This is a genomic window from Cycloclasticus sp., assembly GCA_040743155.1.
Classification (GTDB): Bacteria; Pseudomonadota; Gammaproteobacteria; order Methylococcales; family Cycloclasticaceae; genus Cycloclasticus.
In genome coordinates this window covers 723406-737869 of the sequence record JBFLJU010000001.1, presented here as the reverse complement: position 1 = coordinate 737869, position 14464 = coordinate 723406, and the positions used below count along the sequence as shown (strand labels likewise).

The 14464-nt window shown below is 43.4% G+C and carries 15 protein-coding genes; 6 read left to right on the top strand and 9 right to left on the bottom strand.

Translation table 11 applies throughout. From position 1 onward, the window contains the following. Positions 1-81 precede the first annotated feature (81 nt). Positions 82-603, top strand: coding sequence for a DUF2062 domain-containing protein (locus AB1Y31_03575; GenBank protein ID MEW4982245.1), 522 nt, complete (start codon positions 82-84; stop codon positions 601-603). Here the strand turns inward: AB1Y31_03575 and lolD are convergent. Beyond that, positions 571-1251, bottom strand: coding sequence for a lipoprotein-releasing ABC transporter ATP-binding protein LolD (gene lolD / locus AB1Y31_03570; protein ID MEW4982244.1), 681 nt, complete (start codon positions 1249-1251; stop codon positions 571-573). The genes AB1Y31_03575 and lolD overlap by 33 nt on opposite strands. Further along, complete coding sequence (locus AB1Y31_03565) at positions 1244-2491, bottom strand: lipoprotein-releasing ABC transporter permease subunit (protein MEW4982243.1); 1248 nt, start codon at positions 2489-2491, stop codon at positions 1244-1246. The genes lolD and AB1Y31_03565 overlap by 8 nt, the downstream gene beginning before the upstream one ends. Positions 2492-2605: 114 nt before the next feature. On the opposite strand from AB1Y31_03565, the gene AB1Y31_03560 reads away from it, so the two are divergent. From AB1Y31_03560 to AB1Y31_03545, 4 genes are all read left to right on the top strand, one after another. After that, on the top strand, positions 2606-2908 hold the full coding sequence (locus AB1Y31_03560; GenBank protein MEW4982242.1) for a hypothetical protein: 303 nt from the start codon (positions 2606-2608) through the stop codon (positions 2906-2908). A 99-nt stretch (positions 2909-3007) separates the two neighbouring features. Continuing rightward, complete coding sequence (locus AB1Y31_03555) at positions 3008-3661, top strand: rhodanese-like domain-containing protein (GenBank protein ID MEW4982241.1); 654 nt, start codon at positions 3008-3010, stop codon at positions 3659-3661. 129 nt (positions 3662-3790) lie between these two features. Beyond that, entirely contained in the window at positions 3791-7201 is a 3411-nt protein-coding gene (gene mfd, locus AB1Y31_03550; GenBank protein ID MEW4982240.1) for a transcription-repair coupling factor, read from the top strand. A gap of 3 nt (positions 7202-7204) precedes the next feature. Next, the gene (locus tag AB1Y31_03545) at positions 7205-7942 is read left to right on the top strand and encodes a CsiV family protein (protein ID MEW4982239.1); all 738 of its coding nucleotides are present in this window, start codon (positions 7205-7207) and stop codon (positions 7940-7942) included. Here AB1Y31_03545 and AB1Y31_03540 read toward each other — a convergent pair. From AB1Y31_03540 to nagZ, 4 genes are all read right to left on the bottom strand, one after another. Further along, on the bottom strand, positions 7939-8646 hold the full coding sequence (locus tag AB1Y31_03540; GenBank protein ID MEW4982238.1) for a DUF3581 family protein: 708 nt from the start codon (positions 8644-8646) through the stop codon (positions 7939-7941). The genes AB1Y31_03545 and AB1Y31_03540 overlap by 4 nt on opposite strands. Before the next feature lie 74 nt (positions 8647-8720). Then, positions 8721-9455, bottom strand: coding sequence for an S-methyl-5'-thioinosine phosphorylase (locus tag AB1Y31_03535; GenBank protein ID MEW4982237.1), 735 nt, complete (start codon positions 9453-9455; stop codon positions 8721-8723). Next, a complete protein-coding gene (locus AB1Y31_03530; GenBank protein ID MEW4982236.1) occupies positions 9443-10033 on the bottom strand; it encodes a hypoxanthine-guanine phosphoribosyltransferase in 591 nt (196 codons plus the stop codon). Before AB1Y31_03530 ends, AB1Y31_03535 begins: the two co-directional genes overlap by 13 nt. Continuing rightward, on the bottom strand, positions 10020-11054 hold the full coding sequence (gene nagZ, locus AB1Y31_03525) for a beta-N-acetylhexosaminidase (protein ID MEW4982235.1): 1035 nt from the start codon (positions 11052-11054) through the stop codon (positions 10020-10022). Before nagZ ends, AB1Y31_03530 begins: the two co-directional genes overlap by 14 nt. Before the next feature lie 62 nt (positions 11055-11116). On the opposite strand from nagZ, the gene AB1Y31_03520 reads away from it, so the two are divergent. Continuing rightward, positions 11117-11518, top strand: a complete 402-nt coding sequence (locus AB1Y31_03520; protein MEW4982234.1) for a flagellar basal body-associated FliL family protein — start codon at positions 11117-11119, stop codon at positions 11516-11518. A gap of 1 nt (position 11519) precedes the next feature. Here the strand turns inward: AB1Y31_03520 and AB1Y31_03515 are convergent, their stop codons facing one another. The 3 genes from AB1Y31_03515 to cysM are packed head-to-tail and all read right to left on the bottom strand — an operon-like array spanning position 11520 to position 14288. Then, complete coding sequence (locus AB1Y31_03515; GenBank protein MEW4982233.1) at positions 11520-12011, bottom strand: L,D-transpeptidase; 492 nt, start codon at positions 12009-12011, stop codon at positions 11520-11522. Continuing rightward, a complete protein-coding gene (gene rlmD, locus AB1Y31_03510; GenBank protein MEW4982232.1) occupies positions 12012-13340 on the bottom strand; it encodes a 23S rRNA (uracil(1939)-C(5))-methyltransferase RlmD in 1329 nt (442 codons plus the stop codon). It abuts the gene before it with no gap. Between the two features lie 60 nt (positions 13341-13400). Then, positions 13401-14288, bottom strand: coding sequence for a cysteine synthase CysM (gene cysM / locus AB1Y31_03505; GenBank protein MEW4982231.1), 888 nt, complete (start codon positions 14286-14288; stop codon positions 13401-13403). Between the last annotated feature and the right edge of the window lie 176 nt (positions 14289-14464).

Here is a 14464-nt window from a genome sequence, read left to right as displayed (position 1 = left end):
TCAATTACTGCTGAGTGTCACGCTTTGGGTATAAATTTATGTCCAGCAACCGTACCTTATTAAAACGTTAATACGAGTTACATGCCAAGAAGAATCGTTAAAAAGTATTTCCCTGACAGTAAAACAATCAAGGAACACAAACATCTAAAAGTTTTTGGCACCCTATTACACAATCAAAACCTTTGGCATTTAAACCGCAGGTCCTTTGCTGGTGCCATTGCTGTGGGCTTATTTATCGCCTTTATCCCCCTTCCGACTCAAATGATCATCGCTGCTGCAACGGCTATTGTTTTACACGTTAACTTACCTGTTGCAGTCGCAACCGTTTGGATTACCAACCCTCTCACTATGACACCTATGTTTTATGCTGCCTACTGGGTTGGTGCAACACTGATGAATATTCCTCTGAATGCAGGAGACTTTGCATTTTCTGTCGACGCTCTTATCGACAGCCTAGGCGCAAGTTGGAAGCCCTTTTTATTAGGTTGCCTTGTTCTCGGTTCGGCCGCAGCAACCCTTGGCTATGTACTTGCTCGCGGCATTTGGAGGTGGATCGTTATTAGAAAATGGTTAGCCCGTCAAAAGACCATCATCAAGCGTTAACACCCTATCCATTTTGTTAGCTAAAGCGCTATCGTGCGTCACTAACAATAAACTAATATTTAAGCGTTGATTCAACTCCAACATTAATTCATAAATTTGTTCTGCCGTTTTTCTATCCAAGTTGCCTGTCGGCTCGTCGGCCAGCACACATTTTGGTCGGGTAACTAAGGCTCTTGCTATCGCAACTCGTTGCCTCTCGCCACCGGACAGTTCACCATAACGGTGTTCTATTCTCTTTTCCAAACCCACTTGTTGCAACATGTTAAAGGCTTGCTCTCTAGCCGACTCAACTGACTCGCCACCGATCAACAAGGGCATCGCCACGTTTTCCAATGCACTAAATTCACCCAACAAATGGTGGAATTGATAAACAAAACCTAAGCTTTTATTCCTTAATCGCGAACGCTCTGCTTCCTTCAACTCATTGATGTTTTTCCCGTTCATCATCACAGAGCCGGAAGTTGGTTGATCCAATCCGCCTAGTAAATGTAAGAGCGTACTTTTTCCTGAACCAGACGTGCCCATAATAGCCAATCGGTCACCTTGATTTAACGTTAAATCAATGCCCTTCAATACTGGCACCACCAGGTCTTTTTCGCCAAACGTTTTGGTCAGCCCCGAACAACTTAAAAAGGATGCATTATTCATAGCGTAACGCCTCCGCTGGGTTAACGCGCGATGCCTGCCAAGCAGGGTAAATCGTTGAAATAAATGATAACAAAAATGAGTAAGTCGCTATCGTGGTGACATCAGACCACACCAGTTTTGAAGGCAAATCACTGATATAGTAAATCTCCGCCGGTAAAAATTGCACTTGAAAAAACCGTTCTATGGCTGGCACAATCGTTTCAACATTAAGCGCCAACGCCACACCTGCTAAAACACCAAATACCGTTCCAATTAGGCCGATCAATGTGCCTTGCACCATAAAAACCCCCATCACGGAACGCGGCGTAAAACCCAACGTTCTCAAAATAGCAATTTCTGACCGCTTATCTGTTACCACCATCACCAATGTAGAGACGATATTAAACGCAGCAACAGCAACGATTAGCATCAAAATAATAAACATGACGCGCTTTTCCGTTTTAATCGCTTTGAAAAAATTACTGTGCTCCATTGTCCAATTGGAAATGCTGTAATTCGGCGTCAGTACTTTTGCAATCTCACGCGTCACATACGGCGCTCTGAACATATCCGCTAACTTAACCCGCACACCGGTAACGCCGTTGTTTAAACGCAATAATTTAGAGCCATCGTTAATGTGTATAAGCGCTAAATTACGGTCATATTCATACATACCCACTTCAAACAAACCTATTACAGTAAAGCGGCGAAGTCTTGGCAAAATACCTGCTGGCGTTGGCGTCACCTGAGGCGTTATAACCGTCACCCTATCGCCAACACCAACGCGTAAATAGCGCGCTAATTCTGAGCCTAAAATAATGCCAAACCCCTTAGACTCTAATAAGCCTAAATGGCCTCCAAGCATTTTATCGGCAATATCGGACACTGCCCCCTCTTGTTCGGGAAGAATGCCTCGTAACAAACTACCACTAACTTGTTGATTAGCACTCAACATCACTTCTGCCTTAACAAAAGGCGCCCAGCCGATAACATCTTCAGTCTTACTTAAGTTATCACCCAGCTCACGCCAGTCATGCAACGCATTGTGGTATTCAGTAATAGTAACGTGCGACGCCATGCCCAAAATCTTCTCGCGAAGTTGAGCTTCGAAGCCATTCATCACGGACAGCACGGTAATCAAGGCCATTACCCCCAAGGCAACGCCCAGCATTGAGGTCATGCTGATAAAGGATATGAAGCCCGAGCGCTGTTTAGTCCTCGTATAGCGCAGACCAATATAAATTTCGAGTGGTTTAAACATAGTCCGGAATTAGATCATAATTTAGTACGCTTAGCCGATTTACCGTACAGAGAATTATCAATAATTAACACAGAGGTGCTATATTGACTAGAGACAACATATATGGACATCAACATGAGAATTAATAGTATCATTTTAGCAAGCATGCTCTGCCTAGTATCGCTGACTGCCAATGCAGACATTTTACTTATAGACGTTATCAGTAAAGAACCGGCAAACAATGTCGCTGGGTTATTGAGACCAAAAAATGGTCAGTCAATGGATCAAGTCACGGCTCAGTTCGGTGACCCCAGCAAGATTTACCCTACCATCGGCGAACCACCTATTACACGTTGGAATTATGCCAAATTTTCTGTTTATTTTGAACATCAACTTGTTATTCATAGTGTCGTTAACAAGCCCAAAAAAGCTCCTTAATGTAAGATAAAATTTATAAAACACAAACGAATTAAGGCTAGCAATAAGCCTATAACGGATTACAATTTGAAGTTCTTCACCTAGCTTATGGAGAAACCAATGAAAACTATAAAGTTACTTTCTATTTTAAGTATTGCACTACTTAGCCTGATCAGTTTTAACGCAGCAGCCGAAAGAAAAGTTAAAATCACACCTGATATTGGTAGTATTGAGGTCCTTCATAACGGCAAAAAAGTAATCATTCAGCGTCATCAAGATAGCAATAACACCATCGACCCAAACTACGCTAAAACTTCACGTAATTGCCCTCCATTTTGTATTCGTCCAATGTCACTAGCACCCGGCGTGGAAACAATCGCTGAGTTAGAGCTACTGGAATACCTTAAAAAATTAGGTAGCGATGCCAACATTATGGTGATTGACTCACGTACGCCAGATTGGGTTGCTAGGGGAACCATTGCTGGCGCCGTTAATATCCCGTGGACAAATTTAGACGCGAAAAAAGGCGCAACGGAACTTGATATTGAATTAATCGTTGTTGATGAATTTGGCGCAACATACGAAGACGACAAATGGGACTTTTCTAACGCCAAAACGCTGGTTCTTTTCTGTAATGGCATGTGGTGTGGCCAATCACCCAGAAACATCTACTCGTTACTTAAATTAGGCTACCCTGCTGATAAGTTGAAATGGTATCGCGGTGGTATGCAAACTTGGCATGTTCTGGGTTTATCAACGGTTAAACCCAATTAAGTCACTTTGATATAAGCGTTAAAGGCCTGATTAGCATCCTAGTCAGGCCTTTTTTATTTCACCCAATTGAAACACACCCTGCGTTTCGTTTATGAGAAAATAAGCCTTCCATAATTTTTGATTTACAGCATGTCCCTGATCAAGCAAGAGCTTCCAAAAAACAAAAAACAATCACTCAATTGGGGGCAGTTTGATGGCTGTGCCGATGCGCTAACTATCTCGAATGCGGCGCTAAGTTCTGAGCAACTTCTTTTGGTCATTTGCACAGACACTCAATCCGCACTTCGATTAGAGCGTGAGGTCCCTTTCTTCCTAACAAAAGAAATTCCTGTTATTTACTTTCCTGATTGGGAAGTGCTTCCTTACGACAGCTTCTCTCCGTTAGGCGAAACCATTTCTGAAAGGCTCGCCACGCTATATAACCTGCAAAGCCTAAAGCACGGCATTCTCATCATAACAGCTGCTTGCTTACTCCAGCGCTTAGCGCCCCGTGAGCAACTTCTTAGTGCCTGCTTTTCATTATCTACTGGCGACACATTAAATATTGAGCAGACCCGTTTAAACCTCGATAAGTTGGGTTATCAGAACGTACATTCAGTCCAAGAATATGGTGAATATTCAGTGCGTGGCTCTATCTTAGATATGTTCCCAATGGGCAGCAAAAAACCGTACAGAATCGACCTCTTTGATGACGAGGTAGAATCTATTAGAACCTTTGATACCGAAAGCCAACGTTCTAGCGATAAGGTCGACTCCGTTCAATTATTCCCAGCGCGCGAATTCCCCATCAATGACAAAAGCATTCAATTGTTTCGTCAGCAGTTTAGAGAAACTTTTCCGTCTGTATCCGACAAAAACCCTTTATATCAGCAAGTTTCTAAAGGCAACATCCCTAATGGCATAGAGAACTATCTGCCATTATTTGTTGAACACACTGAATCATTTTTTGATTACATTCCAAATGCAACATTGATTTTACATGGTGACATCGATGACGCCGGCGAGGTATTTGCAACTCAAGTTATCGAGCGCTTTGAACATCGACAGCGCGATATAGACCGCCCTGCTTTACGGCCTGAATTATTGTTTCATGACATAGAAAGCTTTAAACAGCGCATTGCTGATTACCCATCCGTTTCATTACAAAGCAGCATTCATGAGATAGAAAAAAAAGCTTTAATCAGCCCCTCTAACGAAGATAAAGAACAGCCAATAATAGGCCTGTTAAAGCAAGACAAACACAAAACATTATTCGTTGCAGAATCTGCAGGACATCGCGAATCTATGCTTCAACAACTACAAAAATTAAATATCCGCCCAGCGGTGGTAGAAAGTTGGGCGCAATTTATTCAAAACGACGTTTCACCGTGCATCGTTGTCGCCCCGATCGATGAAGGCCTCAGTCTACCAAACGTCAGCCTTATCACCGAAAACAACCTGTTTGGCACACGCGTTCAACAACGAAGACGCCGGCGCTCCTCATCTAGCCAACGTCTCGAAAATGTATTCAACAGCCTAGCTGATCTTGAAATTGGCTCACCCGTGGTACACCAAGAACACGGGGTCGGCCGTTACATCGGTTTAAAGCACCTCGTTGTTGACAATATAGAGACAGAATTTCTAACCTTAGAATACGCCAATAACGACAAACTTTACGTTCCCGTTTCGTCGCTTAATTTAATTGGCCGCTACATGGGCACACAAGGCGATACCGCACCACTACACCGATTAGGCAGCGATCAGTGGGAAAAAGCGCGTAAAAAAGCACTCAAGCGAGCACGTGATGTAGCGGCTGAATTACTAGACATTCACGCCCGACGTGCCGCTAAACCGGGTAGGCCAATGGTCATTGATTCAACTGAATACGACACTTTTTCCCGCGCCTTTCCTTTCGAAGAAACTGAAGATCAGGCCACCACTATCGAACAGACTTTACACGACATGAGTTTGGCCAAGCCAATGGACCGTGTTGTCTGTGGTGACGTCGGTTTTGGTAAAACAGAAGTCGCCATGCGCGCCGCTTTTACCGCCGCTAGCAACCATTTCCAAACCGCTATTTTAGTGCCAACGACGCTTCTCGCTCAGCAACACTACCAAAACTTTTCGGATCGTTTTGCTGACTGGCCTATTCGAGTTGAAGTGTTATCTCGTTTCGTTAGTACAAAAAAGCAAAACCAAATTATTGCCGATACTGCCGCTGGCAAAGTCGATATTCTTATTGGGACACACAAACTTTTACAAAAATCGGTCGCCTATAAGGACCTTGGTTTAGTCATTATTGATGAAGAGCAACGTTTTGGCGTACGCCATAAAGAGCACTTTAAATCTATGCGCTCTGAGGTTGATATGCTCACCCTCACCGCCACCCCAATACCAAGAACACTCAACCAGGCTATGTCGGGGTTACGTGACATATCCATCATTGCCACACCACCACCTAACCGACACGCCATCGAAACGTTTGTATCGGAGTGGAACGGCGGCTTAATCCAAGAGGCTTGCCAACGTGAAATAAGGCGTGGTGGACAACTGTTTATTCTGCACAACGATATTGCAACAATGGACCGAGTTATTCGAGATATCGAGGAGTTGGTGCCGGACGCTCAAATACAAAAAGCACACGGACAAATGCGCGAAAGCGAACTCGAAAATATCATGTTGGACTTCTATCACGCGCGTTTCAACGTACTCGTATCGACAACCATTATTGAAAATGGCATTGATTTACCAAACGCCAACACCATTATCATTAACCGTGCGGACAAACTCGGTTTGTCACAACTACATCAGTTACGCGGTCGCGTAGGTCGCTCACACCACCGAGCATACGCCTACATGATCGTACCGCCTGACGGCATCATGACTAAAGACGCAAAAAAACGTATTGATGCGATTCAAAGTAGCGCTGACTTAGGCGCAGGTTTCAGCTTATCGACTCACGATATGGAAATACGCGGTGCTGGCGAACTACTCGGTGACAACCAAAGTGGTGAAATTCAAGAAATTGGCTTCACCCTGTACACAGAATTATTGGATAACGCTGTTGCCGCCATAAAATCGGGCAAGCAACCCGAGTTAGAACAACGTATTGATACCGGGCCAGAAATTGACCTACACGCCAGCGCGTTGATACCGGATGACTACCTACCCGACGTGCATACTCGCCTAGTCTTGTACAAGCGGATTGCCAGTGCCGATAACGCCGAGGAACTTCGCGATTTACAAATAGAAATGATTGACCGATTTGGTTTACTTCCCGATAGTACAAAATGTTTATTTGGCATCAGTGAAATAAAACAACAAGCAAGCGACGCCGGTATTGATAAAATCGATTTTGCTAAATCAAACGGTCGCGTGCAGTTCTCGAACGAACCCAATATTGATCCGGCAAAAATTATTGAGCTTATTCAAACACAGCCACAAATCTTTCAACTAGATGGCCCACAAAAATTACGCTTCACTCAAAAACTTGATAGCACCGAAGAGAAAGTAGAGTTTATACTCAGCCTAATTAACTCAATAGCATTGAACAAACACTAATCTATGATGCAAACACGATTGCTTAGTCATTTCACCGCTCTTTTTTTTCTGTTCAGTAGCACCGTTTCTTACGCTGAAAATAAAACCCAGCCCGAAGAAGCCGTTTGGTACAGCGTTGAATATATCCTCTTTGAAAACAAACCATTAAGTAATCAAGCGTTAGAGCCTTGGACTAAGCAGCCGTTTCAAATGCCTGTTGATGCGATTGCATTAGACGCTTTATCTGAGGCAAAAGCATTCAGCCCGTTAAACATCAATCAACAGCAGCTCCATGCGGTAAACGAACGCTTAGAAAGACTTTCATCGTACACCCCCATTGCGCACGGCGGATGGTTGCAACCACTAAAAGAAAAAGAAAAACGCCACGCCATTCAAATTATTCACCAGGCTGACAATATCCAAATAGAAGGCATTCTAACGTTTCATCGTGGGCGATATTTACACCTAGACGTTGACTTGCAATTAAGCGACATGATTCCTTCAGCGATTGAGGATGACTATCTTAGCAATTCGATCATCCAAACCAGCAACCTCTATCGACTAACAGAAACTCGACGAATCAGAACCAGTGAAACGAATTATTTTGACCATCCACGTTTTGGTGTATTAACGATCGTAGAGAAAATCGACTCGCCCGTCGCGACTGTTTCTAGCACAGAGCTCATCGAAGAAGACACCTTTGAAATTGACAGCCTAGAACGACAAAAACCCAATCTAGCGGTACCGCTTAACGACAATTAGGTTAAATAAGCCTTTTTTGTCGCATTGTAATCATCAACAATCTTATCAATCGCCGGCTGTTCATAAGGTCGTAAGCCGCTAACAACCATGTCTTTTGTGCCGTGCCCAATTTTTTGCCCATCGACAAGCAGATCAAATTCGAGTTTTACACTACCTTTTTTTCCATCCACCATCATCGACGCACCCGAAAACTCAAGGGCTGACAAACTGCCAGTAAACTGATCAATTTCTATCGCCATGTCTTTATAAATAATTAGCGGCCGCGCTGGGTTGATCATCACGTTATTCTTTTTCATTAAATCAATGAGAATTTCTGGAAATGTTCTACCGGAAAATTGAACATATTTTTCAATCAAACTAGAAATAAAAGTAGCATTGTCGCTTGCCTCACCTGAACTATGAATCGTCATCATTGACTTATCATTTTGATCTCGCAAACTGAATTCTGCAGTGAGCTGCTCCGGCAAGGTCACCATCGATTGCTCGGTCACCATGCTTTCAAAATCAAATCGCATCGACTGACTGACGCCTAGTTCAGTTAAAGCCACAGCAAACAATAAATCACCGGGTACGCAAAAACGCTTCGCATCAATGTCGTGTAACGGATTAAAGTCACCCGCGATAGATTTGGCAAACAAACTCGCCTGCTCACGATTAATACTGACCTGCTGATCTTTTACGCTGTAAAACTGTTTTAAATTCATCGTTTCGCTTATGTCCTTATTGAAGCTAAAATTATACGTTAGCTTGTTATTTTTTTCATATTATTGGATCATGCCTACTTAATGAGTGCTTTTAAAAGCTGATCCAGTTGTAGCATTCCTTTTTTAGCATGTACCTCAATATCCGCCATGCTGATTTCATTGCCGTTTAAACCGGCCGCCCAATTTACGACGGTAGCACAACAGGCATAATTTAATTTTAGCTCACGAGCCAGCGCCGCCTCAGGCATACCCGTCATTCCAACCAAATCACAACCATCACGACCGAGTTTGCGAATTTCGGCCGCTGTTTCAAGCCTCGGGCCTTGCGTACAACCATAAACGGCATTATCTAAAACGGGCAAACCCGCTGTCACCATCGCCATCCTCAACTCTGCCACAAGTTTGGGTGAATAAGGAAAGGTAAAATCGATATGTGTGACCTGCTCTAAATCGTCTTCAAAGTATGTCGATTCACGGCCCCACGTATAGTCTATCAACTGGTCCGGTAACACGATACTGCCCGGCTCCATCTCAATATTTAGGCTACCAACCGCCGCCACAGCAACAATATCGGTGGCACCTGCATCTTTGAGTGCCCACATATTTGCTCGATAATTAATGCGATGGGGTGGAATCGTATGTCCATAGCCGTGACGCGCCATAAAAACAAGGTCGATACCGTTTAGCTTGCCAAATGTTAACGGTGATGATGGTTCACCATACGGCGTTTTTATAACCCGTTTATAGACATCTTTTAAGTCGACTAATTTATTTAGTCCAGTGCCACCAATAACGGCTAATCTTGACATAACAGTTCCTCTAAATTCTTTGGGCAAGCGTATATGCCGTTCATATTTCGTAGGTAACCCTTGTAATCCATACCTAAGCCAAAAAGATAATGATCACCTGTCTGAAAACCGACAAAATCAGCAACGACTGGCTTTTCTTGATTCAGCATTTTATCCACCAGTACTGCGGTATAACAGCGTTTAGCGCCTTGCTCCTCACAATAATCTTTTAACTTGAGCATTGTAATCCCTTCATCAAGTACATCATCAACCAGAATCACCGTTCGATTTTTCAACGATATTGTCGGTAATTGTTTCCACACCAACTCGCTGCCAACAAGATTACCTTGGTAGCGTGTCGCATGAATATAATCAACCTCTAACGGAAATTGTAGTTTTGGTAGCAACATGCCAACCGCTACAACAGCACCCGTCATGACACAGAGGATAACAGGGTTTTGGTGCTGACATTCCTCGCTAATATCGTCGGCTAATTGATTAAACATAACTTGGACCGCTGACTCATCTAACAGACAACGACTATTATCAACTACGCAATCCAACTCAGCCTTAGAAATATCCACGTTAGAAAAGCCCATCAATCACCTTTTTGCAATCATTCCATTTAGTCTGTAGCTCGGTTTCTGGTAATACTAGCCCTTGCGTAGGACGCATATTTTTTAAACGTTGTATTGATTCTGGCTTTATTTCAACACCACTTAAGCCATCAATCACCTGCTCAGCGCCTAATCGATCATTACAAATTAAGGCCATATCACCACCTGCTTTTAGCGCCTGTTTAGCGCGTTGCACATAATCACCCACCACGCTTGCTCCTTGCATACTAAGATCATCACTAAAAATAGCCCCACCAAAACCTAGCTGTTGCCGTAATATGGTTTGTAGCCAGAACGTCGAAAAACCTGCAGGCATATCATCCATTTGTTTATAAATAACGTGCGCCGGCATAATACCTTTCATTCCAGCCTGAATCAGTTGCTTAAAGGGAAAAATATCCTGCTCCATAATCTCTTCCAATGGCCGTTCATCAACAGGTATCGCGATATGCGAATCCGGTGCCACCGCACCGTGTCCGGGAAAATGCTTACCAATACTGGCCATACCGGCATCGGCTAGGCCTCGCTGAAAAGCCTCGGCCACCTCAGCCACCGCCTGCCTATCATCTGAAAACGCTCGATCACCAATAATCTCACTGCAACCGTAGTCAAGGTCAAGCACCGGTGCGAAACTAAAATCCACACCCACTTTTCGTAACTCCATTGCCATTAACCAAGCAACGCTTTGCGCTTGCATTAAGCCTTGCTGTTGATCTTCAGCATAAACCTGCCCTAAAGATTGCATGCAAGGAATGCGCGTAAAACCGTCTCTAAACCGCTGAACTCGGCCACCTTCGTGATCAACCGCTATCAACAAGGGCTCTTCTCTTAAATGATGAACCTCGTTACATAAAACAGATACTTGTTCTGTCGACTCGTAATTTCTAGAAAAAAGAATCAACCCACCTACCAGCGGGTGTCTTAAAATATCTTGATCAACTTGTGAAAGTTCAACGCCTTCAATATCAATCATTAAAGGGCCAAGAGGCATAGGCGATTTCATTTTTTTAGTCTATCCTTATCCATAATATTTCTAATCAAACACACCGCTGCTGGAGAGTTGTTATGCGTTTAGTTGTTTTACTTTGTGGTCTATTCCTTCTTACACCCATGGCTTTCGCTGAAGAAGGCGAAGAAATAGAAGAAGCCGCTCCAGAGGTTATCTATATGCCGTTGACGCCACAATTCACCGTCAACCTACTGGGTGACAAGCATTATTTACGCACCACTATCCAGTTACAGCTGGCAGACGATGAAACGAAAGAAGCCATTGAAGCCAATGGCCCCGCTATTCGACACGCACTTATTGTATTGTTAAGTGATAATTATGTGGAAAATATTTCTACTGGAGCAGGAAAAATGGAGCTTCAAGATAAAGCTGTTGAAACACTGAACAAAACGCTAAAAAAATACGCCAAAAAAAGTGGTGTCGATGCCGTGTTCTTTACTGAGTTTGTTTCACAGTAAACTATTCGTTAATTAAAATTTTCGTACCAACGAGCACACGCGCAAAAAGGTCGATCACGTCTTCATTTAGCATTCTAATACAGCCATGCGATGAAGGTGTCTCCAGTACCAGTTGATCTGGAGCGCCATGAATGTAAATAAAGCGTCGCATGGTATCGACCTCCCCTAGCCTATTTTTACCTTTTTCCAGACCAGATAACCATAAAATACGCGTTAAGATCCAATCCCTATTCGGTTGTCGCTCTGCCTGTTCCGGTTGAAATATTTCACCCGTTAAACGGCGACCAGAAAACACGCTACCCAACTCAACGCCTTCGCCGATTTTTGCTCGAATAATGTGCTCGCCTCGTGGCGTACATTCACTACCGAATTGCTCACCTACCCCATTCTTTGCGCTGCAAATACGGTACGTTTTAGCCAATTTTTGGCCGTCGTATAAACTCAACAACTGTTTGCTAATGCTAACGGTTATGGTGAGTTTCAGCGCTTTCATTTATTTTTCAAACAAGGCAATCGATTCAACGTGAGAGGTGTGCGGAAACATATCCATCACCCCCGCTCGTTTCATTGTATAACCCAATTCATTGACTAAAATGGCTGCATCACGCGCCAAAGTCGATGGGTTGCATGAAATATATAACACCTGTTCTGCGCCCCATTTTGGCAAATGATGCAAAATTTCTTTTGCACCTAAGCGCGGCGGGTCAATCAGCACTTTATTGTATTTTTTCTTTGCCCAAGGTTCATTAATCACCTCGTCCATAAGGTTCGCGGTATAAAAGTCTACATTTTGTAATTTGTTTTTACTTGCATTCTCTTTAGCGCGCTGGATCAGCTCATCACTGCCTTCAACCCCGGTGACGTGGCCCGCTACTTTCGCCATTGGCAAGGTGAAATTTCCTAAGCCGCAAAACAGATCAAGCACATTATCATTTTCATTGAAGTCCAAGGTATCTAATGCGCGGTTAATCATTTTACGATTAATCTCCACATTCACTTGAACAAAGTCACTCGGGCCAAAATATAACGTAACATCGTTAGGTAATTGGTAACTTAACGCTGGCTTCTCACCGCTTAAAGGGGTGATGGTATCCGGGCCTTTTGATTGTGTATAAATATCCACATCAGCCGATACTTCGAAGACTTTTAAAATCTCTTCGTCTTGCGAGCTTAAGGGCTCTAACACCCTAAAAACCAAAGCAGTGCGGTTATCACAAATGGAGACTTCAATTTGTGGGATTTTATCCTTAATCGACAAGCCGCCAATCAGTGCCGATAAATCCATTAGGCGTTTACCCACCGATGGATGCAGCACTTCGCACAATTCAATTTCCGCTAGAAAAGGACTTGCCTTTTCCCTAAAACCAACTAAAACACGGCCTTTTTTAACAACATCCTTAACGCCTAAGCGCGCCCTATGTCTATAACCCCAAAAAGGGCCCGTTAACGCAGGCCATAGCTCAAAATCTTGTAATTTACCGATACTTTTAAACTGGTCAATCAAGATGCCTTGTTTGGCTAAGATTTGTTTTTCAGGGTCGAGGTGCTGAAAACTACAACCACCACAAATATCGTAATGCTGACAACCCGGCTCAACGCGATCCTCAGATGCTTTTAAAACTTCTGTGACCCGTCCCTCAGCAATATCTTTTTTCTTTTTAGTGTATTCAAACACCACCTCTTCACCGGGTAAAGCGCCAGCAATAAATACTGCTTTGCCCTCTATGTGCGCGACCCCTTTGCCGTCGTGCGCTAAGGACTCAATGCTAGCGTTTGCTGTTTCTGGTGGTAAATTTTTGCGTCTATTTCTACGTCTTGCCATGGTCTTTTATATATCGCCTATCAATCATTATTGGGCGATATTTTAAACGCTTACGCAAATTTAATCTGGAAAAATACCAGTTGAAATATATCGATCACCTCGGTCACAAATAACAACCACGATTGTTGCGTTTTTTAAACGCTTAGAAAGCTCCAAGGCAACATAGGTTGCACCGCCAGAAGACACTCCACAAAATATCCCTTCTTTTTCAGCCAGCAAACGGGTCATGTCTTCGGCTTGCTGTTGACTCACCTCTAGAATGTCATCAACCCGCGTACGGTCGTATATTTTTGGCAAGTATTCCTCAGGCCAACGTCGAATACCCGGGATTTTTGAGTCACCTTCTGGCTGAACACCAATAATCTGAATATCAGAATTTTTCTCCTTTAGGAACATCGAGGTACCCATTATGGTGCCCGTGGTACCCATCGAACTGACAAAGTGTGTAACTTCGCCTTCTGTGTCACGCCAAATTTCGGGCCCTGTTCCTTTGTAATGTGATAAAGGGTTATCGGCATTTGCGAATTGATCTAATATCTTTCCTTCGCCGTTAGCTTCCATTTTTCGCGCCATATCAATCGCCGCTTCCATACTGCCTGCTGCCGGCGTTAATATAATTTCCGCACCATAAGCTTTCATCGAGGCTCTGCGTTCGGCGCTCATATTGTCGGGCATAATTAGCAGCATTTTGTAACCTTTTATTGCCGCCGCCATCGCAAGGGCAATACCGGTATTACCGCTGGTCGCTTCTATTAAACAATCACCCGGCTTAATATCGCCACGTAATTCAGCTTGCTGAATCATGCTGATGGCAGGCCTGTCTTTAACCGAACCGGCTGGGTTATTCCCTTCAAGTTTTAATAAAATATTATTGCTTGAAGAATCTAAGCGTTGCAGTTTGACCAAGGGCGTGTTGCCAACAAAGTCTTCAATAGTAGGGTAATTCATTTTCTCTCACGCGAACTCAAATAAGTGCGCAAAGGTATCATAAATTCAACTCCTTCTTAATGGTTTTAGGTTATGTGCTTAGCCACAATCATTACATTCCTTTCTTTTTCTTATATTGTAAGTACTCAAATATGAAGCACAGCATATGCTAGTATTGAAGAAAAATATAAGGTTGC